At 64.4% G+C, this 23,434-nt stretch carries 20 protein-coding genes; 7 read left to right on the plus strand and 13 right to left on the minus strand.

What is annotated here, in order from left to right; genetic code table 11:
• Positions 1-22 precede the first annotated feature (22 nt).
• The 6 genes from ACRQ5Q_RS40420 to ACRQ5Q_RS40445 form a co-directional block, all read right to left on the minus strand.
• Positions 23-1,699 carry a PAS domain-containing protein gene (locus tag ACRQ5Q_RS40420; protein WP_439395366.1) on the minus strand — a complete coding sequence of 559 codons (1,677 nt, stop codon included), beginning with the start codon at positions 1,697-1,699 and terminating at the stop codon, positions 23-25.
• A gap of 255 nt (positions 1,700-1,954) precedes the next feature.
• Positions 1,955-2,755, minus strand: coding sequence for a hypothetical protein (locus ACRQ5Q_RS40425; RefSeq protein WP_439371966.1), 801 nt, complete (start codon positions 2,753-2,755; stop codon positions 1,955-1,957).
• Positions 2,756-2,923: 168 nt separating this feature from the next.
• Positions 2,924-3,433, minus strand: a complete 510-nt coding sequence (locus tag ACRQ5Q_RS40430) for an OsmC family protein (protein WP_439371968.1) — start codon at positions 3,431-3,433, stop codon at positions 2,924-2,926.
• Between the two features lie 55 nt (positions 3,434-3,488).
• Entirely contained in the window at positions 3,489-4,274 is a 786-nt protein-coding gene (locus ACRQ5Q_RS40435; protein ID WP_439371969.1) for an ABC transporter ATP-binding protein, read from the minus strand.
• A gap of 4 nt (positions 4,275-4,278) precedes the next feature.
• A complete protein-coding gene (locus ACRQ5Q_RS40440) occupies positions 4,279-5,124 on the minus strand; it encodes an ABC transporter permease (RefSeq protein WP_439395368.1) in 846 nt (281 codons plus the stop codon).
• 221 nt (positions 5,125-5,345) lie between these two features.
• Complete coding sequence (locus ACRQ5Q_RS40445) at positions 5,346-6,317, minus strand: aliphatic sulfonate ABC transporter substrate-binding protein (protein WP_439371974.1); 972 nt, start codon at positions 6,315-6,317, stop codon at positions 5,346-5,348.
• 188 nt (positions 6,318-6,505) lie between these two features.
• Between ACRQ5Q_RS40445 and ACRQ5Q_RS40450 the strand changes: the two genes are divergently transcribed.
• Positions 6,506-9,295, plus strand: coding sequence for a [protein-PII] uridylyltransferase (locus tag ACRQ5Q_RS40450; RefSeq protein ID WP_439395370.1), 2,790 nt, complete (start codon positions 6,506-6,508; stop codon positions 9,293-9,295).
• A gap of 141 nt (positions 9,296-9,436) precedes the next feature.
• Here ACRQ5Q_RS40450 and ACRQ5Q_RS40455 read toward each other — a convergent pair whose 3' ends face one another.
• On the minus strand, positions 9,437-9,967 hold the full coding sequence (locus ACRQ5Q_RS40455) for a methylated-DNA--[protein]-cysteine S-methyltransferase (RefSeq protein ID WP_439395372.1): 531 nt from the start codon (positions 9,965-9,967) through the stop codon (positions 9,437-9,439).
• Positions 9,968-10,006: 39 nt separating this feature from the next.
• Here ACRQ5Q_RS40455 and ACRQ5Q_RS40460 point away from each other — a divergent pair, with 39 nt between their 5' ends.
• The 3 genes from ACRQ5Q_RS40460 to ACRQ5Q_RS40470 all read left to right on the plus strand — a co-directional run bounded on the left by ACRQ5Q_RS40460 (position 10,007) and on the right by ACRQ5Q_RS40470 (position 13,201).
• Positions 10,007-10,423 carry a DUF1304 domain-containing protein gene (locus ACRQ5Q_RS40460; RefSeq protein WP_439371979.1) on the plus strand — a complete coding sequence of 139 codons (417 nt, stop codon included), beginning with the start codon at positions 10,007-10,009 and terminating at the stop codon, positions 10,421-10,423.
• Between the two features lie 132 nt (positions 10,424-10,555).
• A complete protein-coding gene (locus ACRQ5Q_RS40465; protein WP_439371980.1) occupies positions 10,556-11,782 on the plus strand; it encodes an ABC transporter substrate-binding protein in 1,227 nt (408 codons plus the stop codon).
• Between the two features lie 192 nt (positions 11,783-11,974).
• Positions 11,975-13,201: an ABC transporter substrate-binding protein gene (locus tag ACRQ5Q_RS40470; RefSeq protein WP_439395374.1), complete on the plus strand. Its 1,227-nt coding sequence runs from the start codon at positions 11,975-11,977 to the stop codon at positions 13,199-13,201.
• A gap of 73 nt (positions 13,202-13,274) precedes the next feature.
• On the opposite strand, the gene ACRQ5Q_RS40475 is transcribed toward ACRQ5Q_RS40470, so the two are convergent.
• Positions 13,275-13,700, minus strand: a complete 426-nt coding sequence (locus ACRQ5Q_RS40475) for a DUF1330 domain-containing protein (protein ID WP_025033272.1) — start codon at positions 13,698-13,700, stop codon at positions 13,275-13,277.
• Positions 13,701-13,881: 181 nt separating this feature from the next.
• On the opposite strand from ACRQ5Q_RS40475, the gene ACRQ5Q_RS40480 reads away from it, so the two are divergent.
• The gene (locus tag ACRQ5Q_RS40480) at positions 13,882-16,092 is read left to right on the plus strand and encodes a transglycosylase domain-containing protein (protein WP_439371984.1); all 2,211 of its coding nucleotides are present in this window, start codon (positions 13,882-13,884) and stop codon (positions 16,090-16,092) included.
• 259 nt (positions 16,093-16,351) lie between these two features.
• On the opposite strand, the gene ACRQ5Q_RS40485 is transcribed toward ACRQ5Q_RS40480, so the two are convergent.
• The 4 genes from ACRQ5Q_RS40485 to ACRQ5Q_RS40500 all read right to left on the minus strand — a co-directional run bounded on the left by ACRQ5Q_RS40485 (position 16,352) and on the right by ACRQ5Q_RS40500 (position 20,754).
• Positions 16,352-17,191 carry a M48 family metallopeptidase gene (locus ACRQ5Q_RS40485; protein ID WP_439371986.1) on the minus strand — a complete coding sequence of 280 codons (840 nt, stop codon included), beginning with the start codon at positions 17,189-17,191 and terminating at the stop codon, positions 16,352-16,354.
• Positions 17,192-17,524: 333 nt separating this feature from the next.
• Positions 17,525-18,853: a polyhydroxyalkanoate depolymerase gene (locus ACRQ5Q_RS40490; RefSeq protein ID WP_439371987.1), complete on the minus strand. Its 1,329-nt coding sequence runs from the start codon at positions 18,851-18,853 to the stop codon at positions 17,525-17,527.
• 121 nt (positions 18,854-18,974) lie between these two features.
• Entirely contained in the window at positions 18,975-19,793 is an 819-nt protein-coding gene (locus ACRQ5Q_RS40495) for an ABC transporter permease (protein WP_439371989.1), read from the minus strand.
• Between the two features lie 157 nt (positions 19,794-19,950).
• Positions 19,951-20,754: an ABC transporter ATP-binding protein gene (locus ACRQ5Q_RS40500; protein ID WP_439395376.1), complete on the minus strand. Its 804-nt coding sequence runs from the start codon at positions 20,752-20,754 to the stop codon at positions 19,951-19,953.
• A 106-nt stretch (positions 20,755-20,860) separates the two neighbouring features.
• On the opposite strand from ACRQ5Q_RS40500, the gene ACRQ5Q_RS40505 reads away from it, so the two are divergent.
• Positions 20,861-22,183 (plus strand): ActS/PrrB/RegB family redox-sensitive histidine kinase, encoded by a 1,323-nt coding sequence (locus ACRQ5Q_RS40505; protein WP_439371992.1) that lies wholly within the window; start codon positions 20,861-20,863, stop codon positions 22,181-22,183.
• A 102-nt stretch (positions 22,184-22,285) separates the two neighbouring features.
• Positions 22,286-22,840 carry an ActR/PrrA/RegA family redox response regulator transcription factor gene (locus ACRQ5Q_RS40510; RefSeq protein ID WP_018644326.1) on the plus strand — a complete coding sequence of 185 codons (555 nt, stop codon included), beginning with the start codon at positions 22,286-22,288 and terminating at the stop codon, positions 22,838-22,840.
• Between the two features lie 70 nt (positions 22,841-22,910).
• Here the strand turns inward: ACRQ5Q_RS40510 and ACRQ5Q_RS40515 are convergent, their stop codons facing one another.
• Complete coding sequence (locus tag ACRQ5Q_RS40515; protein ID WP_439395377.1) at positions 22,911-23,399, minus strand: MmcB family DNA repair protein; 489 nt, start codon at positions 23,397-23,399, stop codon at positions 22,911-22,913.
• Positions 23,400-23,434 lie beyond the last annotated feature (35 nt).

Here is a 23,434-nt window from a genome sequence, read left to right on the forward strand (position 1 = left end):
TAATCCACCCAACAGTTCTCCCCTACGCCCGCGCCGCGATCGCCGCGGCTTCCGCGGCGGCGCGCTGCATGCTGGTCGACATCTCGTTCGTGACCGTGCTCTGCTCCTCGACGGCGGCGGCGGTCGAGGTCACGTATTCGCTGACATTGTTGATCGCCTGCTTGATCGAGCCGAGCGCGCTGACGACGTCGCCGGAGATGCCGTTGAGGCTGCCGATCTCCTGGCCAATCTTGTCGGTCGCCTGCTTGGCCTGGTTGGCGAGGCTCTTCACTTCGGAAGCGACCACTGCGAAACCGCGGCCGGCTTCGCCGGCGCGGGCGGATTCGATCGTGGCGTTGAGCGCGAGCAGGTTGATTTGGCCGGTGATGTTGTTGATCATCTCGACGATGCCGCTCATCGCCTGCGCCGCCTCGGTGAGGCGCTGCGCCTGGGCGTCAGCGGCGGCGACCTGGTCCACCGCGCTCATCGCCGTCTCGCGCGATTTGGTCATCGCCTCCGAAATCTCCCGCACCGAGGCGTTCAGCTCCTCGGACCCGGCGGCGACCGATTCCATCATGGCGCGGACGCGCTCGTTCCCCATGCGGACCAGCACCTGCCGCGTGGTGTCGGTGGCATATTTCACGACCTTGAACGGCTTGCCGTTGAGATCGAGGATCGGGTTGTAGGAGGCCTGGATGTAGACCTCCTTGCCACCCTTGCCGATGCGCTTGTATTCCCCTGCCTGGTACTGGCCGCGGCCGAGCGTGGCCCAGAACTCGCGATAGGCGGCGCCGTCGCGCTCGGCGGGCTCGACGAACATGCTGTGATGCTTGCCCTTGATCTCGGCCAGGGAATAGCCGAGCGTGGCGAGGAAGTTGGCATTCGCCGTGATGATCGTGCCGTCCATGTTGAACTCGATCACGGCCTGCGCCTTGTCGATCGCCTCGATCTGCCCGGCTCGGTCGGCGTTCTTCAGCTTTTCCACGGTAATGTCGGTTGCATACTTGACCACGCCGAACGGCTTGCCGTTCTCGTCGAGCAGAGGATTGTAGGAAGCAAGGATCCAGACTTCGCGGCCGCCCTTGCCGATCCGCTTGAACTCGCCGGCCTGGTATTCACCACGGTTGAGCTTCGCCCAGAACTCGCGATAGGCGGCACCATCCCGTTCGGCCGGTGCGACGAACATGCTGTGATGCTTGCCCTGGATCTCGGCAAGCGAATAGCCGAGTGCCTTGCAGAAATTCTCGTTGGCGGCGACGATGGTGCCATCGAGCTTGAACTCGATCACGGCCTGGGCACGGCTGCTGGCGGCGATCTTCGAGGCATCGGTCATGCTCCGGATCTTCTTCTCGGTGATGTCGGTCGCAATCTTGGCGACCATCACCGCCTTGCCGTCGCCGTCGAGCACCGGGTTGTAGGATGCTTCGATCCAGACCTCGCGGCCGCCCTTCGCGATTCGCTTGAACTCGCGGGCCTGATACTCGCCACGATTCAGTGCGGCCCAGAAAGCCTTGTACTCGGCGGTCGCGCGCTGTTCGGCCGGCAGGAACATGGAGTGATGCTTGCCCTGGATCTCGTCGAGCCGATAGCCGAGCGCATCGAGAAAATTCTTGTTGGCCGTGATGATCGTCCCATCGAGTTTGAATTCGACCATCGCCTGCGAGCGGCCAATGGCATCGAGCCGCGCCTGTGCATCACTATGGGACTTGCGACCGAACATCCAAATGTCTCCTCGCTGGGAAATCGTTTTTCATGACGCAGCCAGCGTTGCCCGCGCGCTCGAAAATTTCGGCTCGCCGGTCGCTCGATTCTAGTGGAACTGTAGGCCGCCGCATTTGACGTGGGCGGCCGCCGCCGCTGACAAGTATATTTACGGACAAGGCACAAAGATTAAATTAACGACGCTATCAAAAAGCGGCGGCCGAACACCGGAGAACTACGAGGCGGATCACCGCAAAATTTCTGTACGGAATGCTTACGCTTCAATGCGCTGCCTTCGGCGCCCATCCCACCACAGCATCAAGTTCCACGTCACGCAGGTTGCAAGCGCCAGAAAAAGACCAATCACCGATCCAGATTTAACGACCGCAACGTGCATCACTGCGATCGCCATACCGAATCCGAGCAGGCCCCAGGCGGAGTTGGCGAGCACGGCCGCCGTCGGGGGACCGCCGATGCGCGGATGCAGGATCAGCATGATGCTGGAGAACACCACGGGGTACAGCGCGATGATGCCGCTGATGCGCGGACCGACCCAGCCGGAGGTCGAGACCACGATGGCGACGAGGGTCGCGACCAGCCCAGCCCGCATCGGGACGTCATACCAGCGGCGCGTCACCAGCGGCATTTTCGCATGGCGATAGCCTGCGAGCAGCGGAATGCAGATGCCGAATGCGATCAGGTTGGCGGCAAGGCCGGCTGTGAGCGTCCACTCGAACTGGCGGATGATCGAGGCAAGCACGATCCACACCGCGATGGCGCTTCCGCAACTCACGAGCATGCCGTGCCGCTGCGACAGCACGACATAGGTAAGGCACATGAAGATCGTCGCCGCATTGACCGGCAGGCTTGCCAGCGCGCCCTGCGCGACGAAGGCGGCGTCGTGGTCGAGCGCGAGGAAGACGTAGGAGGGGCCTGCCGAGATCGGCAGGGTCGCGACCAGCGCGCCGATCACCGGACCCGAGCGCTCGGCGATCATCGACGCCGTCACGACGAACGCTGCCGCGATCGCCATGCGCAAGAGCAGGAAGAGGATGAAGTGGAAGTCGAGGGACATTTCACGCGGGATATTATTGTTGAGGAATTTTCCGCGGGCTCGTTCAGCTCTCCCGAAGGAGAGGTCGATTTGCGCAGCAAATCGGGTGAGGGCTTCAGGTCCCACGAGGGAGCGCAACCCCTCACCCTCGCCTTCGGCGCGACCTCTCCCTATGGGAGAGGTGGGCAGTCACATCCTTTGCATCGACACCGAGACCTTCGGGCCGTTCTTGATGGTCTGGTAGACCACGCAGTAACGCTCGGTGAGTTTCAGCAGCAGATCGAGCTTGTCCTGCGGCGCCGGCGTCTCGACCTCGAAGCGGAGGCGGATTTCGGCGAAGCCGACCGGCGTCTCCTTGTCGACGCCGAGCGTGCCGCGGAAATCGAGATCGCCCTCGGCATAGACGTTGCCGGTCTTCAGCGGCACCTCGATCGCGGTGGCGACCGATTTCAGCGTGACGCCGGCGCAGGCCACCAGCGCTTCGAGCAGCATGTCGCCGGAGCAGAGCTCGAGCCCGGAGCCGCCGGTGGCGGGATGCAGGCCAGCCATCGCGATGGCGCGGCCGGTCTCGACCTTGCACGCGATACCTTCGCCCTCGGTGGAACCCTTGGCCTTCAAGGTGATCAGCGCGGCCTTGGGATCGGCCTTGTAGCGCTCCTTGATCGGGGCCTGCATCTGGCGCAGTTCGGCGGCGTCCATTGTCGTTCTCTCCCGGAAAAATCGTCCCTCGATTTACCGGCTCAGCGCGACATTGTCACCACCACATGGCCTGGCCGGGACCCTGGGTTGCGTCCCGGTCGGGCACGCGGCGGTCGAGCGAACGGTCGAGCGAGGTCAAGACACTTCGCTTGAAAGTCTCGAACAGCGGCGAATTGCGGTCGCGCGGCCGGCCGAGATTGATCTCGATGTGGTCGAACAGCCGGCCGGGCCGCGGCCGCATCACCAGCACGCGATCGGCCAGCACCACGGCCTCGTCGACGTCATGTGTGACGAGGATCAAGGTCGGCCGCGTGTCGGCCCAGAGGTCGAGCAGATGATCCTGGAGGTCGCGACGCGTGAAGGCATCGAGCGCGGAGAACGGCTCGTCGAGCAGCAGCACCTCGGGCTGCGGCACCAGCGCCCGCGCAATCGCGACGCGCTGCGCCTGCCCGCCCGAAAGCTCGCGCGGCCAGGCCTGTGCCTTGTCGGCAAGCCCGACGCGCTCCAGCGCGCGCGCTACCTTTGCGCGCCGCTCAGCCGCCGGCAGGTCGGCGAGGCCGAAGCCGATATTGTCGGCGACGCTGAGCCAGGGCAAAAGCCGCGGCTCCTGGAAGATGATGCCGATTTTTGCGTGCGGCGAGCTGATCGCTTCGCTGTCGAGCGTCACGGTGCCCGAGCTGGCACGGTCGAGGCCGGCGATGGCGCGGAGCAGTGTGGACTTGCCGCAGCCGGAGCCGCCGATGATGGCGATGATCTCGCCTTGGCGGATCTCGGCGGAGAAGCGCGCCAGCGCCTCGACGCCGTTGGGGTAGGTCTTGCTGACCCGGTCGAGCGCGAGCATCGCGTTACGCTCCCCTCGCGCGGGAGAAGGCATCCTGCCAGCGCAGGAACGGCGCGGCCGCAAGTTCGATCAGCCAGTCCGTGAGCTTGCCGAGGATGGCGAAGATCACGATGGCGGCGAGGATCTGCGCGGGCTTGCCGAGCTGCTGGCCGTCGAGCAGGAGATAGCCAAGGCCCTCGGAGGCGCCGATCAGTTCGGCCGCGACCACGAACATCCAGCCGAGACCGAGGCCGACGCGCAAGGAAACCACGTAAGCCGGCAGCACCGCGGGCAGCAGGATGCGGCGTATCATCGCGAAACCGGAGAGGCGGAAGGTGCGGCCGACCTCCACGATCTTGCGATCGACCGAGAGGATCGCGCCCATCACGCCGAGATAGACCGGAAAGAACACGCCAACCGCGATCAGCGCGATCTTCGAGGTCTCGAAGATGCCGAGCCAGAGGATGAACAGCGGCACCCAGGCGAGCGACGGGATCGCGCGCAGCGCCTGCACGGTCGGATCGAGCAGCCGCCGCGCCAGCGACCAGTAGCCGGAAATCGCGCCGAGCAGCGTGCCCGCGACCACGCCGAAGGCGAAGCCGAGCCCGACGCGCCACAGCGTCGCAGTGATGTGACGCACCAGCTCGCCGGACCGGGCGAGCTCGGTGAGGGTGGTGAAGATGCGCGAAGGCGGCGGCACCAGGCGCCCGTTGGACCAGCCGGACCAGACCACGAGCTCCCAGCCAAGCGCGAGCGTCACCGGCAGCAGCAGCCCGAGCACCGGCCGCGCATAGCGCGACAGCCGCGACGGCGCGGCGGCGCTTTCGGCGGGTTCCGAAGTCTGTTGCAGCACTGGAACGTCGGAGATCATGGCCGGTAGGAAGCGCGTCTGACGAGGGAATGCAACACTACTATTGCCGCGCCTGATGCTGCCGTCTTCCTTCTCCCCTTGTGGGAGAAGGTGGCGCGAAGCGTCCGACAGGGTTCTTTCCACTCGCAAAACTGTTCGTGAGGATGGATCCCTCACCCGGCTTCGCGTTCCGCGAAGCCACCCTCCCCCACAAGGGACCACAAGGGCGGAGGGCAGGAAGATCAATTCGTCGGCAGCGGGACCTGGTCGTCGATCAGGGCGTCGAGCGTGGCCTTCACATCGACCTTGGCGTCGACGACGCCGGCCTGTTGCAGGGCGAGGCCGGCGGCGAGGATCGACTCGCGCTGGGGCGCGCCGATGCGGCTGTGGCTGAGGTCGGTGCGCTCCTTGAGCTGCTTGTCGACAACGGCTTCTGGAAGCTTCGTCACCGCGATGAAGGTCTTCTTCAGCTCATCGTAATTCGCCAGCGAATACTTTCGCGCTTCTTCGTACACCGCGAGCACGCGGCGGGCGGCATCCGGATAGTCCTTCAGGAACTGCTCGCGCACATTGAGGACACCCCAGGTGTTGGCATCGGCCTTGCGATAGAACAGCTTTGCGCCTTCCTCGACTTCGGCCTGCGCCATCATGGGATCGAGACCGGCCCAGGCATCGACATCGCCGCGGATCAAAGCGGTCTTGCCGTCGGCGTGCTGCAGCAGCACCGGCGTGATGTCCTTCTCGGTCAGACCCGCACCCAGCAGCGCACGCACCAGGAAGATGTGCGGATCGGTGCCGCGCGTCACCGCGACGCGCTTGCCCTTGAGATCGGCCACATCAGCGATCCTGGAATCCTTGCCTGTCACCAGCGCTGTCCATTCGGGACGCGAATAGACGTAGATCGACTTGATCGGGTTGCCGTTGATCCTCGCGACCAGCGCCGCCGAGCCCGCGGTCGAGCCGAAATCGATCGAGCCGGCATTGAGGAATTCGAGCGCCTTGTTGGAGCCGGCCGACTGCACCCACGTGATGGTGATGCCGTCCTTGGCGAACTCCCTCTCGAGCAGCCCCTTCTGCTTCAGCACCAGCGACACCGGGTTGTAGGTCGCCCAGTCGATGCGGATTTCCTTGAGCGGATCGGCGGCCTCTGCCGCCGGGCTCATTGCGAGCGCCACCGCGCCAGCCAGAAGAATGCGTCGCGTAATCCCAGTCATGCCCGAACTCCTCAAAAACTTCGTTGTTTTTCAATGAGTTATATCCAGAGGTCAACGAGAAAATCCGACCCTTGAAAGGGCACCGGCTGAGAACAGATTTGCCCGAAGCCGGCCTTTTCCAGCACGGAACGACTATTGCCAGCGAATGACGGGTGACAGCGCCTGTCGCCTCTTATATCCGGTGAGACATGGACAGCGTCGCAACTGAGCACAAGCCTGAGGTGGACGATCGCTTCGACACCGCGCGGATCACCGCCGCGATCGATGCGCTTGCCGAGAAGCACGAGGGACGCGAGGACGCGTTCCGCACCGCCATGGCGCAACTGCTCAAGGCCGAGCTGATCGCGGCGCGCGCCGCGGCGCAGTCGATCCTGCTGAAGGACCGTCACGGCCGCCGCTGCGCCGAACGACTGTGCCATGTGCAGGACGAGATCATCCGCATCCTCTATTCGGCCGCGACGCGTCATCTCTACCGCTCGCACATCCCGAGCGGCGCCGAGCGGATGGCGGTGGTGGCGACCGGCGGCTACGGCCGCGGCCTGATGGCGCCCGAGTCCGACATCGATCTCTTGTTCATCCTGCCCTACAAGCAGACCGCCTGGGGTGAGCAAGTCGCCGAAGCCATCCTCTATTGCCTCTGGGACATGGGCCTGAAGGTCGGTCACGCCACGCGCTCGGTCGATGAATCGATCCGCCAGGCGCGCGGCGACATGACCATCCGCACCGCGATCCTGGAGACGCGGTTCCTCACCGGCGACCAGCCGCTCTACGACGAGCTGGTCGAGCGCTTCGACAAGGAGGTGGTGCAGGGCACCGCGTCCGAATTCGTCACGGCAAAGCTCGCGGAGCGCGAGGAACGGCATCGCCGCGGCGGTCAGTCGCGTTATCTGGTCGAGCCCAACGTCAAGGACGGCAAGGGCGCGCTGCGCGACCTGCACACGCTGTTCTGGATCGCCAAATACGTCTACCGCGTCCGCGACACCGACGAGCTCGTCGAGCGCGGCGTGTTCGACGCGCAGGAATACCGCAGCTTCCGTCGCTGCGCCGACTTCCTCTGGTCGGTGCGCTGCAACCTGCATTTCTACTGTGGCCGCGCCGAGGAGCGCCTGTCCTTCGACCTGCAGCGCGAGATCGCGATCCGGCTCGGCTACACCTCGCATCCCGGCATGCAGGACGTCGAGCGCTTCATGAAGCACTACTTCCTGGTCGCCAAGGAGGTCGGCAACCTCACCGCCATCCTGTGCGCCAAGCTCGAGGACCAGCAGGCCAAGCCCGCGCCGGTGCTGAGCCGGGTGATGGCGCGGCTGCGGCCGACCGCGGTGAAGCGGCGCGTCCCCGATAGCGACGACTTCATCGTCGACAACAACCGCATCAACGTCGCCGCGCCCGACGTGTTCAAGCACGATCCGGTCAATCTGATCCGCATCTTCCGCCTGGCGCAGAAGAACAACCTCGCCTTCCATCCGGATGCGATGCGCGACGTGACGCGCTCGCTCGGCCTGATCAACGCGCAGCTGCGTGAGAATCCCGAAGCCAACCGGCTGTTCATGGAGATCCTGACCTCCGACAACGCCGAGATCGTGCTGCGGCGGATGAACGAGACCGGCGTGCTCGGCCACTTCATCCGCGCCTTCGGCAAGATCGTCTCGATGATGCAGTTCAACATGTATCATCACTACACCGTCGACGAGCACCTGATCCGCTGCATCGGCTTCCTCCAGGAGATCGAGCGCGGCGGCATCGAGGAGTTCGCTCTCGCCAGCGACCTGATGCGCAAAACGAGACCCGAGCACCGCGCGGTGATATACATCGCAACGCTGCTGCACGACGTCGCCAAGGGCCGTCCCGAGGATCACTCGATCGCCGGCGCCAAGGTGGCGCGGCGGCTGTGCCCGCGGCTCGGCTTCAGCCCGGCCGACACTGAGCTCGTGGCCTGGCTGATCGAGGAGCATCTGACGATGTCGACGGTCGCGCAGTCGCGCGACCTCTCCGATCGCAAGACCATCGAGAATTTTGCCGCCGTGGTGCAGTCGGTCGAGCAGATGAAGCTGCTGACGATCCTCACCACCGCCGACATCCGCGGCGTCGGCCCCGGCGTGTGGAACGGCTGGAAGGCGCAGCTCTTGCGCTCGCTGTATTACGAGACCGAGCCGGTGCTCACGGGCGGCTTCTCGGAAGTGGATCGCGGCAAGCGCCTCGCCGTCGCGCACGCCGAATTCCGCATGGCCTTCGCCGAGTGGCCGAAGGACGAGCTCGACGCCTATATCGGCCGGCATTATCCGGCCTATTGGCTCAAGGTCGAGCTACCGCGAAAAATCCGCCATGCCCGCTTCGTCCGCTCCAGCGAGCAGGCCGGCCACAAGCTCGCAATCAATGTCGGCTTCGACGAGGTGCGCGGCGTCACCGAGCTCACGATCTTCGCCGCCGACCATCCCTGGCTGCTGTCGATCATCGCCGGCGCGTGCGCCTCGGCCGGGGCCAACATCGTCGACGCGCAGATCTACACCACGACCGACGGCCGTGCGCTCGACACCATCTCGATCTCCAGGGAATACGACCGCGACGAGGACGAGGGACGGCGCGCCACACGCATCGGCGAGATGATCGAGGACGTGCTGGAAGGCAAGCTGCGCCTGCCCGAAGTGGTGGCGCGGCGCACCGTGCGCAGCAAGGCAAAGCCCTTCGTGATCGAGCCGGAAGTGACCATCAACAACCAGTGGTCCGACCGCTACACCGTGATCGAGGTCTCCGGCCTCGACCGCCCCGGCCTGCTCTACGAGCTGACCACCGCGATCTCGAAGCTCAATCTCAACATCGCCTCGGCCCATGTCGCGACCTTCGGCGAGCGCGCCCGCGACGTGTTCTACGTCACTGACCTCCTTGGCGCACAGATCAACGCGCCGACCCGGCAGTCCGCGATCAAGAGCGCGCTGACCCACGTGATGGCCAGCGACAAGGCGGTGCAGCCGGCGGCATAGAGGCAGGCAAGCATCTTTCTCCACTCGTCATTCCGGTGCGCGCGTAGCGCGAACCGGAATCCATTCATCCGCCGAGCCGGTGGCACGATAGATTCCGGGCTCGCCGCTTGCGCGAAGCCCCGGAATGACGAGAGGAGAGATCTAAACCTCCACGCCCTCGTGCCGCAGCAGCCAGCGCTTGCGCTCCAGCCCGCCGCCATATTTCACCAGCGAGCCATCGGCGCCGACCAGGCGATGGCACGGCAGCACCACGCTGATCGGGTTGGAGCCGTTGGCATGGCCGACGGCGCGAATGGCTTTTGGCATAGCGATCCTTGCGGCCATCGCACCGTAGCTCATCGTGGTGCCGGCCGGGATTTGCGCCAGCGCGGTCCAGACCTTTTGCTGGAACGGCGTGCCGGCGACGCGCCATGCGACACCTGCCAGCTGGCCGAGATCGCCTTCGAAATAGCCCGACAGCGCAGTCCGCATCCCGGCCGGCGCGGGCCGATGGCTGAGATCCACGGCACCATAGTGCAGGCGCAACAGCTCGCGCATGCGATGCTCATAGTCGTCCCAGTCGAGCGCCCGCAGATTGCCCTCGGCATCGGTGACCAGCAACGCAATCCCGATCGGCGTCGCCATGCGATCGAGACCGAAGCGTTCAGGCGTCTTGGTTGATCGAACGGGCATTGCGGCACCAGCAATCGAAACACACCCATCGCACTTGCCATGGCGGCCATGCTAGCGTCCACCCGAAAGCTGACGCTTTTGGGGGAGCTCACCTTGAACCTGATCGCCAATGTCCTGGTGGCGCTGGTCGCCGCACTGCACGCCTGCTTCCTGATCCTGGAGATGTTCCTCTGGGACAAGCCACAGGGCCTGAAGGTTTTCCGCAACACGCCGGAGAAGGCCGCAATCACGAAGGTGCTGGCCGCCAATCAGGGGCTCTATAACGGCTTCCTGATCGCCGGTCTGATCTGGGGCCTCGTCCACGGCAATCCAGCCTTCGCGTTCCAGATCAAGGTATTCTTCCTGCTCTGCGTGATCGTGGCCGGGGCCTATGGCGCGGCGACCGTCAGCGCGCGGATTCTGATCGTGCAGGCGTTGCCGGCCGCGGTCGCGCTGGTTGCGTTGATTCTCGCCTGAGACGCTTCGGCGCAGCGCCGCGATCCTTGCGCGGCGGCTGCCCTTCCTCCACAATCCCAGGCAGCGATGGCGCCCGTTGCAACAACGGAAAAGACCATCGGTCGAAAATTCCGTCAGGAGGAACAACCCAACATGAGCAATCGCAGAGCCTTCCTAGCTGCCACGGCGGCGTTCGCCTTCGCGTTTTCCGCCAGCCAAGCCCTCGCCCAGAAGAAATACGACACCGGCGCGAGCGACACCGAGATCAAGATCGGCCAGACGGTGCCGTTCTCCGGTCCCTATTCCGTCTACGCCAATATCGGCAAGACGCAGGCCGCCTACTTCAAGATGATCAACGATCAGGGCGGCATCAACGGCCGCAAGATCAATTTGATCCAGTATGACGACGCCTATTCGCCGCCGAAGACGGTGGAGCAGGTGCGCAAGCTGGTCGAAGGCGACGAGGTGCTGTTCACGTTCCAGCTGATCGGCACCGCGGCCAACGCCGCCGTGCAGAAATATCTCAACGGCAAGAAGGTGCCGCAGCTTCTGGCCTCCACGGGCGCCGCACGCTTCAACGATCCGCAGAACTATCCCTGGACCATCGCCTATAATCCCAACTACGTGTCCGAGGGACGCATCTACGCCAAATACATTCTCAAGGAGCATCCGAACGCCAAGATCGGCGTGCTCTACCAGAATGACGACATGGGCCGCGACTATCTCGCGGGCCTCAAGAGCGGCCTCGGCGACAAGGCCGCCAGCATGATCGTCGGCGAGGTCTCCTACGAGGTCACCGATCCCACCGTCGACTCGCAGGTGGTCAAGCTGAAGTCGATGGGCGTCGACGTGTTCTACGATGCCTCGACGCCGAAGTTCGCGGCGCAGGCGATCAAGAAGCTCGCCGATCTCGGCTGGACGCCGGTGCACATTCTCGACATCAATGCGAGCCCGATCTCGGCGACGCTGAAGCCGGCCGGCCTCGACATCTCCAAGGGCATCATCTCGACCCAGTACGGCAAGGAGCCGGGCGATCCGCAGTGGAAGGACGATCCGGGCGTGAAGGCCTTCTTCGCCTTCATGGACAAGTATTTCCCCGAGGGCGACAAGCTCAACACCGTCAACACCTATGCCTATTCGGTGGCCGAATTGCTGACACAGGTGCTCAAGCAATGCGGCGACGACCTCACGCGCGAGAACGTCATGAGGCAGGTCGCCAACATCAAGGGCTATACGCCGAGCCTCGCGCTGCCCGGCATCAAGATCAACACCGGGCCGAACGACTTCCGCGTCAACAAGCAGATGCAGATGATGAGGTTCAACGGCGAACGCTGGGAGCTGTTCGGCCCGATCATCGAGGACACGGGACCGTCGGGTTAGTTTCGCGAACGGATCGTAGGCTGGGTTGGCCCAGCGATTGCGCGAAGCGCAAGCTGCTGGGCGTAACCCACCCCCGAACGCCGACCTTGCGTCGCAGCAACGCCTCCTCCACACTCGCCCTCAGCGGTGACGTCCGGTGCGCACAAGCGCACCGGTCAGATCACCGGCAATAACAAACTGAGGGAATTGCGAATGAGGAATGGAATGCTGCATCTGGCCACGGCAACGGCGCTGACCCTGGCGCTGTGGGCCTCTGCGGCCAATGCCCAGAAGAAATATGATCCGGGCGCCAGCGACACCGAGATCAAGGTCGGACAGACCATGCCGTTTTCGGGACCGGCGTCGGCCTATTCGTCGATCGGCAAGACCCAGGCCGCCTACTTCAGGATGATCAACGATCAGGGCGGCATCAACGGCCGCAGGATCAATCTGATCCAGTATGACGACGCCTATTCGCCGCCCAAGGCGGTGGAGCAGATCCGCAAGCTGGTCGAGAGCGACGAGGTGCTGCTGACCTTCCAGATCATCGGCACGCCCGTGAACGCGGCCGTGCAGAAATATCTCAATTCCAAGAAGGTACCGCAGCTGTTCGCAGCGACCGGCGCCTCGAGGTTCACCGATCCGAAGAACTTTCCGTGGACCATGGGCTACAATCCCAACTATTTCGTCGAAGGCCGAATCTACGGCCAGTACATTTTGAAGGAGCATTCGAACGCCAAGATCGGCGTGCTCTATCAGAACGACGACCTCGGCAAGGACTATCTGAACGGCCTCAAGGCCGGCCTCGGCGACAAGGCCGCCAAGATGATCGTGACCGAAGCGTCCTACGAGGTCTCCGATCCCACGGTCGATTCGCAGATCCTCAAGATCAAGGACGCCGGCGCTGATCTGTTCTTCAGCGCGACGACGCCGAAGCAGGCTGCTCAGGCGATCAAGAAGATCGCCGAAATGGGCTGGCATCCGGTCCAGATCGTCGACATCAACGCCACCTCGGTCGGTGCGGTGCTGAAGCCGGCCGGCCTCGATGCCGCCAAGGGCCTGATCAGCGTCAACTACGGCAAGGAACCGCTCGATCCGACCTGGAAGGACGACCCCGGCATGAAGAAGTATTTCGACTTCATGGCGAAGTACTATCCTGATGGCGATAAGGACTCGAATTTCAACACCTACGGCTACAGCACCGCGCAATTGCTGGTGCATGTGCTGAAGCAGTGCGGTGACGATCTGACGCGCGAGAACGTCATGAAGCAGGCGGCCTCACTGAAGGACGTCACCAGCGACACCGCGCTGCCCGGCATCAAGGCCAACACCTCGCCGACAGACTACCGCGTCAACAAGCAGCTTCAGATGATGAAGTTCAACGGCGAGCGCTGGGAGCTGTTCGGCCCGATCCTGGAGGATGCGGGCCCGGCGGGTTAGTGGTGATCTCGTAGGGTGGGTTATGCCCGCGGATCGCGCTTCGCGCGACCGCGAGCTAACCGACCCCACGAACTCAGGTCGGTATCTCTCCAAAGTTCTTGCCCACCGGCAGCACCGCGTGCCGGATCAGCCGCGAATCCTCCACCGCCGCCTGACGGTGCTTGACCGCTTCGCGATAGACCGGGTCGCGGATCATCTCGACGAAGGCGGCAACGCTCGGATACTCCGCGATGAAGCAATGGTCCCAGCGCTCCTCCTGCGGGCCGATCAGCATCAGCTCGAATTTGCCCTGCCAGACGATGCGGCCGCCGAGGCGTTCGAATACCGGGCCGCTCTCGCGCCCATAGGCGGCATAGGCCTCCGCGCCGCTCGCCTTGCGGCCATCGGGGTAGGCTGCTTCCTTCCGCAAGCGCACCAGGTTGAGCATGTGGATCGGGCCCGGGCGATCGTTCTCCCGGAATTGCGCAAAGATCTCCTTGGTCGGATCGATATGGCCCATGCCTGCTCCCTTCGTGAGTTCCCTTTGTTTTACGCCGGCGATCCTAGCCTTGCCGCCCGACAAGCGGAACTGCGGTGGGCGAATGCCGCACCTCCTAATCGCGCTTTAACGCCGGGGTAACCCGGCCTTAAACAGCGACCGCTAGCGTGCAGCGGGGCGGGCTGACCGGGCGTATTTGCGTATGGCGTGGGGAAAGAAAAAGGGTGGGCGGAAGGAGCCGCTGTTCGGCTTGCCCGCGGCGCTCGCCGATCTGCGCCTGACGGCTGCGGACCGCATTCCCGGCGGCGAGGACAAGCCGAAGAAATCGGCGAAATCACCCACCAAGCGCAAGAGCGAGGATACAGGCGAGGAGCCACCGCGCGAGCGCAAGACACCGGCCGGCCGCAGCGGCGCCAGGCGCCGCTCGAAGTCGCACTTCGGAGCCGGCCTTGGCCGCCTCGTCTATTGGGGCGCGGTGGTTAGTCTTTGGGGCGTGATCGCCGTGATCGGCGTCGTGATCTATGTTGGCGCACACCTGCCGCCGATCCAGTCTCTGGAGATTCCAAAGCGCCCGCCGACGATCCAGATCGTCGGCATCGACGGCAGCATGCTGGCGCAGCGCGGCGAGATGGCCGGCGCCAATGTCGCGCTGAAGGATTTGCCGCCGTATCTGCCCAAGGCGTTCATCGCCATCGAGGACCGCCGCTTCTATTCGCATTTCGGCATCGACCCCGTCGGCATCCTGCGCGCCCTCGTCACCAACGTGCTCCATCGCGGCGTGTCGCAGGGCGGCTCGACCTTGACGCAGCAGCTCGCCAAGAACCTGTTCCTGACCCAGGAGCGCACCATGCAGCGCAAGCTGCAGGAAGCGGAGCTCGCCATTTGGCTCGAGCGCAAGCACTCCAAGGACGAGATCCTGGAGCTCTATCTCAACCGCGTCTATTTCGGCTCCGGCGCCTACGGCGTCGAAGCCGCCGCGCAAAAATATTTCGGCAAGTCGGCCAGGAGCGTCACCGTCGCCGAGGCCGCGATGCTGGCCGGCCTCGTCAAATCGCCCTCGCGCCTTGCGCCGAACCGCAATCCCGAAGGCGCGGAGGCGCGCGCGCAGATCGTGCTCGCGGCGATGGCGGATGCAAAATTCATCACCGAAGCGCAGGCGCAGGCCTCGATCGGCCATCCCTCCTACAATGTGAAGCCGGCCGGCGCCGGCACGGTCAATTACGTCGCCGACTGGATCGGCGAGGTGCTGGACGATCTGGTCGGCCAGATCGACGAGAGCATCAAGGTGGAGACCACGATCGACCCGAAGCTGCAAAGCGTGGCCGAAGCCGCCATCATCGACGAGCTCGCGGCCAAGAGCGTGAAGTTCAATGTCAGCCAGGGCGCGCTGGTGGCGATGACGCCCGACGGCGCGGTGCGCGCCATGGTCGGCGGACGGAACTATTCCGAGAGCCAGTACAACCGCGCGGTCACCGCCAGACGCCAGCCCGGCTCCTCGTTCAAGCCGTTCGTGTACCTCACCGCCTTGGAGCAGGGGCTGACGCCCGACACGGTCCGCCAGGACGCGCCGATCGAGGTCAAGGGCTGGAAGCCCGAGAACTACACCCACGAATATTTTGGCGCGGTGACGCTGACGCAGGCGCTGGCGATGTCGCTCAACACGGTCGCCATCCGCCTCGGCCTCGAGGTCGGGCCGAAGAACGTGGTGCGCACCGCACACCGGCTCGGCATCTCCTCCAAGCTCGAGCCCAATGCCTCGATCGCGCTCGGTACCTCGGAAGTCTCGGTGGTCGAGCTGGTCGGCGCCTATGCACCCTTCGCCAATGGCGGCTTCGCGGTGGCGCCGCACGTCGTCACAAGGATCAGGACGCTCAGCGGCAAGCTGCTCTACATGCGCCAGCCCGACGAGCGGAACCAGGTCATCGACCCCCGCAATGTCGGCATGATGAATGCGATGATGCGGGAGACGCTGATATCGGGCACCGCCAAGAAGGCGGAGATCCCGGGCTGGCCGGCGGCCGGCAAGACCGGGACCAGCCAGGATTACCGCGACGCCTGGTTCATCGGCTACACCGCCAACCTCGTCACCGGCGTCTGGCTCGGCAACGACGACAACTCGCCGACCAAGAAGGCGACCGGCGGCGGCCTGCCGGTCGAAGTCTGGTCGCGCTTCATGCGCACCGCCCACGAAGGCGTGCCCGTGTCGAACCTGCCGAGCTCACCGGGCGGCTGGGGCCTGTCGAACCTCGCGCAGGCGACCTCGCAGGTGTCGCCGCCGACGGCGGCGCCGGGACCGGCACCGGCGAGCGCTGGCGGCTATCGCCCGCCGCCGACGCGCGCCAATGTGCGGCCGGAAGCGGCGGCCGGGCTCGACGGCTGGCTGATGGACCGGCTGTTTGGCGGCAATCGCTAAGCTGCGAATTGCGGTCCTCGTGGCCTCAAAACAAAAGCTGCGAAAACGACCCCATGCACAGTAGAGCGTGACATCGGCCGTGACGCCGGGGTGGATGGTGCGAAGCGTTTGATGCGGCGGGGCTAATCTGGCACGCGCCGCAATCGTCGCGCCTAAGGCGAGAGTCGCGCGAAATACCGAGAACACGTTTCCTCGGTGTCGTCCCGGCGAGGGCCGGGACACCGAGGGAGAGTTGGCCACCCGCAACGACGCGCGAGCCCTAATCCTCGACCCCGTACCGGTGCAGGTCATTGCCGTGCGTGTCGAGCCACTTCTTGGCGCGCTCCATCGACGGGCAGACTTTGCCGCAGACGCGCCAGAAGCGGGCGGAGTGGTTCATCTCGACGAGATGGGCGACCTCGTGGGCGGCGAGATAGTCGAGCACGAAGGGTGGCGCGAGGATCAGGCGCCAGGAGAACGACAGCGAGCCCGCCGAGGTGCAGGAGCCCCAGCGGCTGGACTGGTCGCGGATCGAGAGCCGCTTGACCCTGACACCGAGCTCGGCGGCATAGGATTCCGCAGACCGCTGCAGGTCGCGGCGCGCCTCGCGCTTGAGGAAGTCGCTGACGCGGCGATCGACATGCTCGAGCCCGCCGGCAACGCAGAGAATCTTTTCACCGCTGTCGCGCGTCTCGGTCCATACCGTGCCACGGGCGCCGGCGCGATGAATGATGCGATGGGGCGTGCCGCGAAGCGGTATCACCGTGCCAGGCTGGAACGGTGCAGCCTTCGGCAGGCGACCGAGACGTGCCGCGATCCAGGCGCCGTGACGCGTCGCGAAGTCTTTTGCTTCGGCGAGCGTGCCGCGCGGCGGCATGGTGAGGATGGCTTCGCGATCACTCGGATGAATTCGGAGCGTGTAGCGGCGCGCTCGGCGATGTCTTCGCAGGCGAATCGCAAAGAATTGCGACCCATGGGTGATGACGAGGGTCTTCGGTTCGTGGGGCCGCCGATAAAGGAGTGCGCGAGTGGCCATGTCTGTCAGTCCGGGGGGCAGGAGTTCACCCGGATTCTGCCATAACCACCGCCAGGGAAAGCGCTCGGCGCAAAAACAAATCATTTGCCCAATATACAGGGGTCCGGCGTCCGGGAGACCCTACAGACTGGGGTTGGAACCGGCTTTTTTCGCCCCCTCGGGACGCATGCGACACCCCCAAGCGGTGAGGCCGGACTCACTCCTATGAAGCTACCTAAATACCGCGAATCTGGGGGGAACTTGCCCCTGCCGGAGGCTCCGGCAGGGGCGGAAATTTCGACGGGAAAGCCGAAATACGGCTATGCCCACGCTGATCCGAGGAGCGCGCACAATCGGGCGTCTCTAAGGATGGCCACAGGGAGATCGGGGCCTTCATGGTTCGAGACGCGCGTTCCGCGCTTCTCAACATGAGGAGATTTATTCAGCCGCGAGAGCCTGCAACGAACTCGGATTCGCAGCCGAGACCATGAAGTCGTGAATCCGCGGCACGATCTCGGACTTGAAACGCGATCCGTTGAACACGCCGTAATGTCCGACGCCCTTCTGGACGTAATGAACGCGGCGATGATCGGGGATCGAACTGCACAGACCGTGCGTCGCTTCGGTCTGACCGAGGCCGGAGATGTCGTCGTTCTCGCCTTCGACCGTCATCAACGCAACGCGCATGACCTTTGAGGGATCGACGCGGGTTCCGCGATGGGTCATCTCGCCCTTCGGCAGCGAGTGCTTCACGAACACGGTGTCGACGGTCTGCAGGTAATATTCGGCCGAGAGGTCCATCACCGCGAGATATTCGTCGTAGAAGTCGCGGTGCTTGTCGACGAGGTCGCCGTCGCCCTTGACCAGATTGGCGAACAGCTGCTTGTGGGCGTCCATGTGGCGGTCGAGATTCATGCTGATGAAGCCGTTGAGCTGCAGGAATCCCGGATAGACGTCGCGCATCATGCCCGGATGCGGGAACGGCACCTTGGTGATGACGTGGTTGCGGAACCAGTCGATGCCGCGCTGCTGGGCGAGGTTGTTCACCGCGGTCGGATTGCGGCGGGTGTCGATCGGGCCACCCATCAGCGTCATCGAGGTCGGCACGAACGGATCGCGGCGCGCTTCCATGATCGAAACGGCGGCGACGACCGGCACGGACGGCTGGCACACCGCCATCACATGGGTGTTGCCGCCGAGGACGTGCAGCATCTCGATGATGTAGTCGATGTAGTCGTCGAGATCGAAGCGCCCTTCGCTGAGCGGCACCATGCGGGCATCGGCCCAGTCGGTGATGTAGACCTCGTGCGCCGGCAGGAAGGCCTCGACCGTGCCGCGCAGCAGTGTCGCATAATGGCCGGACATCGGCGCCACGATCAGCACGCGCGGCTGCGGGCTGCGCAGCGGACGGGTGAACTTGCGATCGAAGTAGAGCAGCCGGCAGAACGGCTTTTCCCAGACCGAACGGATCTCGACGGGGACGCGGATGCCGTTGACCTCGGTGTCGTCGAGGCCCCATTCCGGCTTGCCGTAGCGGCGCGTGGTGCGCTCGAACAATTCGCAGGCCGCGGCGACCGACTTGCCGACCTGGGTACGGGCCCAGGGATTGAGGGGATTCTGAAACAGCAGCTTGGTCGCGTCGGTGACTGCACGGGCGGGATTGAGAGAGGCGTGGGCCATCTCGTACATCCAGTACATCGGCGTCGTCAGGACCGGACTGCCTTCCGCAGCCAGGGGCGGGGCGCCACCAAACTCACCAATAGGCATCGCTATAATCCTCTTCGCATCGCAGCATACTGCCGAATGCGTAATATTGCGTCAATGCATGGTTCCGTACATCTACGTGGAGGAAACGATTAAATCGGCCTGAATCCACGACAAAGTGACGTTATTCACCGCCCGAGAGCAGCGAGCCGTGCTTTTTGGCGCTACGCAAAAGGGCAAGGAATGCCCAAAAAGAAGCGCCCAGAAGTACAGCATTGATGACCAACGCCTCGAGCATCAGATCGATCCTGAAGGTGTTCTCGATCAGCAGCGCGCGCATTCCCTCGAACACATAGGTCGGCGGCAGCGCCCAGGCGACATATTGCAGCCAGGCCGGCAGCACGCTGACGGGATAGTAGATGCAGGCGAGCGGCATGATCGCGAACATCAAGGTCCAGACGATGCTCTCGGCGCCCAGACCGTGCCGCAGCACCAGTCCCGAGACGAAGATGCCGACCGACCAGCTGGTGAAGATCAGATTGCAGAAGAAGGCGATCAGCGGCAGGCCGAGCGCATAAACGTTGAAATGAAACAGGAACAGCGCCAGCAGCGTCATCGGAACGATGCCGATCGCGAGCCGGATCAGGCTCATGACCGTCAGCGACAGCAGAAACTCGATCGGCCGGAGCGGGCTCATCATGAGATTGCCGATGTTGCGCGCCCACATCTCCTCCAGGAACGAGATGGAGAAGCCGAGCTGGCCGCGGAACAGGATGTCCCAGAGGATGACGGCGCCGATCAGCGTGCCGCCGGCCCGCGCGAAGAAGCTGGCGTTTTCCGCGATGTAATACTGGATGAAGCCCCAGGTGATGACCTGCAGCGCCGGCCAGTACAGAAGCTCGAGCAGCCGCGGCCAGGACGACAGCAGCAGGTACCAGTAGCGCAGGATCATCGCGCCGATGCGGTGGAGCGAGATGCCTCGGTGGAGGGAGAGCTCGATCATGGTGCGCTCCCGCACAGGGATAGAAATGCCGCGCACGGTCTATCCAAGACGTCATTGCGAGGAGCCCTTGCGACGAAGCAATCCAGAGTCCTTCCGCGGAACGATTCTGGATTGCTTCGCTTCGCTCGCAATGACGAAAGGAGCACCCGCTTCTCCCTCACCTTGCCGCCTCCTTCGCACCGTTCACCCGGCCGCGGGCGACGTCCAGAAACACCTCCTCCAGCGTGGTGCGGTTGTAGCGCGTCATGATGGCCGCAGGCGTGTCGTCGTCCTCGATGCGGCCGCGCTTCATGATGATGACGCGGTCGCAGAGCCGCTCGACCTCGAGCATGTTGTGCGAGGCCAGAAGGATTGTGGCGCTGTTCTCCTTGCGATAGCGCTCCATATGCGCCCGGACCCAGTCGGCGGTGTCAGGATCGAGCGAGGCCGTCGGCTCGTCCAGCAAGAGCAGCTCGGGCTGGTTGATCAGCGCTTTGGCGAGAGCAACGCGGGTCTTCTGGCCGGCCGAGAGCTTGCCGTTGGCACGGTCGATGAAATCGGTGAGGTCGAGATCGTCGGCGAGCTCCGCAATGCGGTCGGACAAATTCTTGACCGCGTAGAGCTTGCCGAAGATGGTGAGGTTCTGCCGCACCGTGAGCCGCATCGGCATGTCGACATAGGGGCTCTCGAAATTCATCCGCCCCAGCACCGCAGCGCTCTCCTCGGGCATGCGATGCCCGAGCACCTGCACGCGGCCGGAGGTCGGCAGCACCAGGCCCATGATCATCGCGATGGTCGTGGTCTTGCCGGCGCCGTTGCCGCCCAGGAGCCCGGTGATGCTGCCGCGCGGCAGCGAAAAGGAGATATCGTCGACGGCGCGGGTCTGCTTGTAGACCTTGACGAGGTGATCGACCGCGATCGCCGCGGAGGAGGCCTGCTCCGCGACAGTCGGCCGACTTGAACCCTTGCCATTCTCGGTCATGCTGGCCGTTCTTCTGCTATTGCAGCTGATAGCGCAAGGCTTGTAATCGGGGTGGTTCCGCGAGCCCAGCGTTTGTGATCCAGAAGGCACCGCCCCATTGGCCGTTATGACCGAAATCGCCGCTTCCGACTTTCGCCCCGCGCAGCGGCATATCCGCCTCGACACCATCCTGCGGCTGCGCTGGCTCGCGGTGCTGGGCCAGCTCGCCGCGATCTTCATCGTGGCACAGGGACTGGAGTTCAACGTCGAGATCGTCCCCTGCGTCAGCATCATCGCGCTGTCGGCCGCGCTCAATCTGGGCCTCCAGACCGCGGCAAATCCGATGCAGCGGCTGGAGCCGATGCAGGCCGCCGGCCTGCTGGCGCTGAACATCGTGGAACTGGCGGGGCTGTTGTTCTTCACCGGCGGGCTGCAGAACCCGTTCTCTTTCCTGTTTCTCGCCCCGGTGCTGATCTCGGCGACGGCGCTGCCGGCCCGCTTCACCTTCGGCCTCGGCCTGCTCGCCGTCGCCTGTGCCTCGGTGCTGTTCTTCTTCCATCTGCCGCTGCCCTGGGATTCCGACGATCCCCTGGTGCTGCCGCCGATTTATCTCGTCGGCGTCTGGCTCTCGATCGTGCTCGCCATCGGCGTCACCAGCCTCTACTCGTTCCAGGTGACCGAGGAGGCGCGCAAGCTCGCCGACGCGCTGGCCGCGACCGAGCTGGTGCTGACGCGCGAGCAGCATCTGACCCAGCTCGACGGCCTCGCCGCCGCGGCCGCGCACGAGCTCGGCACGCCGCTGGCGACCATCTTCCTGATCTCGCGCGAGCTGGAAAAGACGGTGAAGGATCCGATCTTTGCCGCCGACCTTAAGACGCTGCGCGAGCAGACCCAGCGCTGCCGCGACATCCTCAGCAAGATCACCCAGCTCTCCTCCACCGGCGCGCCGTTCGACCGCATGAAGCTGTCGGAGCTGATCGAGGAGGTGGTGGCTCCTCACCGCGATTTCGGCGTCGAGATCAAGGTGCGGATCGCGGTGGCCGCGGCCGCCGAGCCGGTCGGCTCACGCAATCCGGCGATCCTCTACGGCGTCGGCAACATCGTCGAGAACGCCGTCGATTTCGCCCACACCACGGTCGAGGTGAACGCCTGGTGGAACAAGGACACGATCGAGCTCCTGATCTCCGACGACGGCCCGGGCATTCCGCCCGATATTCTCAACCGGATCGGCGAGCCGTATCTGTCGCGCCGACGCACCCAGGACGACGGCGGCGGCGAACGGCGCGGCCTCGGCCTCGGCGTATTCATCGCGCGGACGCTGCTGGAGCGCACCGGCGCGAAGGTCTCGTTTACCAACCGGATCTTTCCGGAACACGGCGCGGTGGTGCACATCACATGGCCGAGGCCGCGTTTTGAGGCTACCGAGACAGTCGAAGAAACAATAGGATAGACCGCGACCTTGCGTCGCACAAAGGGGCCGATCGGCCATTGGCGGCCTTGGCACCGCCCGATTGCGAGGCCATATGTAACGCGCTGGAGAGAGGACAACACCTTGAACGCCATCGCCGAACTGAATGAACAGGCCGACCGCTCGCTTCTCATCGTGGAGGACGACAAGCCGTTTCTCGAGCGCTTGTCGCGCGCGATGGAGACCCGCGGCTTTTCGGTGACGTCGTGCGACACAGTCTCGGACGGTCTCGCGCAGATCGGCAAGGCGGCGCCCGCATTCGCCGTCGTCGACTTGCGGCTCGGTGACGGCAACGGCCTCGACGTGGTCTCGGCGCTGAAGAAGAAGCGCCCCGATGCCCGCGCGATCGTGCTGACCGGCTATGGCAACATCGCCACCGCCGTGACCGCGGTGAAGATGGGCGCGATCGATTATCTGTCGAAGCCGGCGGACGCCGACGACGTCGTCGCCGCGCTGCTCTCGACCAGCGCGGAGAAGTCCGAGCTGCCGACCAACCCGATGTCAGCCGACCGCGTACGCTGGGAGCACATCCAGCGCATCTACGAGATGTGCAACCGCAACGTCTCGGAAACGGCGCGCCGTCTCAACATGCACCGGCGGACGCTGCAACGTATTTTGGCGAAGCGCGCGCCGCGGTAGCGCTCGCGTAGCGTGGGTCAGCTCCGCAGATGCGCGAAGCGCATCTGTTCGGCGCAACCACCCTGCGAACTCACTCCCAGAAATCTGCATGCCCCTGCGGATCGACCAGGCGGTTGATCCGCAAGGCCGCCGCCATCGCGAAACGCACCGTCATCTGCTTGCGCGTGGCGGCGGCGAGCTTGTGCTCGGGCGCCTCGCAATGCAGGTGCGCGCCGTAGGCATCCGCAATGATCAGGCCGGTGTCTTCAGGAAAGATCTCGCACGGCAGATCCTGCGTGAAGGCGAAGAACAGGCGGTCGCAATGGGCGCGGTATTCGTGCCATTTCTGGTCGGCACGCAAATCCTCGATCGACGATTTGATCTCGACGATCCAGATCTCGCCGCGCTCGTTCAGCGCCACGAGATCCGCGCGCCGACCCGACGGCAGCGGCAATTCGCTGATGCAGGAGAAGCCGAGCGAATGCAAGAGCCGCGCGGTGCCGCGCGCAACGGCAAGCGCTGTTTCCGACTGACGGCGATCCGGCGGCGGCACGAGGCTGATGCGGGCGGTGTTGTCCATGGGCGGAGATTAACCGATTCCATTTGGCCCGTCAT

It is taken from the genome of Bradyrhizobium sp. PMVTL-01, assembly GCF_051861855.1.
Lineage (GTDB): Bacteria > Pseudomonadota > Alphaproteobacteria > Rhizobiales > Xanthobacteraceae > Bradyrhizobium.

Bases quoted from the DNA above. Each gene is read 5' to 3' on its own strand.
- ACRQ5Q_RS40420 (WP_439395366.1), bottom strand. From the start codon at position 1,699: ATGTTCGGTCGCAAGTCCCATAGTGATGCACAGGCGCGGCTCGATGCC.
- ACRQ5Q_RS40425 (WP_439371966.1), bottom strand. From the start codon at position 2,755: ATGTCCCTCGACTTCCACTTCATCCTCTTCCTGCTCTTGCGCATGGCG.
- ACRQ5Q_RS40430 (WP_439371968.1), bottom strand. From the start codon at position 3,433: ATGGACGCCGCCGAACTGCGCCAGATGCAGGCCCCGATCAAGGAGCGC.
- ACRQ5Q_RS40435 (WP_439371969.1), bottom strand. From the start codon at position 4,274: ATGCTCGCGCTCGACCGGGTCAGCAAGACCTACCCCAACGGCGTCGAG.
- ACRQ5Q_RS40440 (WP_439395368.1), bottom strand. From the start codon at position 5,124: ATGATCTCCGACGTTCCAGTGCTGCAACAGACTTCGGAACCCGCCGAA.
- ACRQ5Q_RS40445 (WP_439371974.1), bottom strand. From the start codon at position 6,317: ATGACTGGGATTACGCGACGCATTCTTCTGGCTGGCGCGGTGGCGCTC.
- ACRQ5Q_RS40450 (WP_439395370.1), top strand. From the start codon at position 6,506: ATGGACAGCGTCGCAACTGAGCACAAGCCTGAGGTGGACGATCGCTTC.
- ACRQ5Q_RS40455 (WP_439395372.1), bottom strand. From the start codon at position 9,967: ATGCCCGTTCGATCAACCAAGACGCCTGAACGCTTCGGTCTCGATCGC.
- ACRQ5Q_RS40460 (WP_439371979.1), top strand. From the start codon at position 10,007: ATGGCGGCCATGCTAGCGTCCACCCGAAAGCTGACGCTTTTGGGGGAG.
- ACRQ5Q_RS40465 (WP_439371980.1), top strand. From the start codon at position 10,556: ATGAGCAATCGCAGAGCCTTCCTAGCTGCCACGGCGGCGTTCGCCTTC.
- ACRQ5Q_RS40470 (WP_439395374.1), top strand. From the start codon at position 11,975: ATGAGGAATGGAATGCTGCATCTGGCCACGGCAACGGCGCTGACCCTG.
- ACRQ5Q_RS40475 (WP_025033272.1), bottom strand. From the start codon at position 13,700: ATGGGCCATATCGATCCGACCAAGGAGATCTTTGCGCAATTCCGGGAG.
- ACRQ5Q_RS40480 (WP_439371984.1), top strand. From the start codon at position 13,882: ATGGCGTGGGGAAAGAAAAAGGGTGGGCGGAAGGAGCCGCTGTTCGGC.
- ACRQ5Q_RS40485 (WP_439371986.1), bottom strand. From the start codon at position 17,191: ATGATTTGTTTTTGCGCCGAGCGCTTTCCCTGGCGGTGGTTATGGCAG.
- ACRQ5Q_RS40490 (WP_439371987.1), bottom strand. From the start codon at position 18,853: ATGCCTATTGGTGAGTTTGGTGGCGCCCCGCCCCTGGCTGCGGAAGGC.
- ACRQ5Q_RS40495 (WP_439371989.1), bottom strand. From the start codon at position 19,793: ATGATCGAGCTCTCCCTCCACCGAGGCATCTCGCTCCACCGCATCGGC.
- ACRQ5Q_RS40500 (WP_439395376.1), bottom strand. From the start codon at position 20,754: ATGACCGAGAATGGCAAGGGTTCAAGTCGGCCGACTGTCGCGGAGCAG.
- ACRQ5Q_RS40505 (WP_439371992.1), top strand. From the start codon at position 20,861: ATGACCGAAATCGCCGCTTCCGACTTTCGCCCCGCGCAGCGGCATATC.
- ACRQ5Q_RS40515 (WP_439395377.1), bottom strand. From the start codon at position 23,399: ATGGACAACACCGCCCGCATCAGCCTCGTGCCGCCGCCGGATCGCCGT.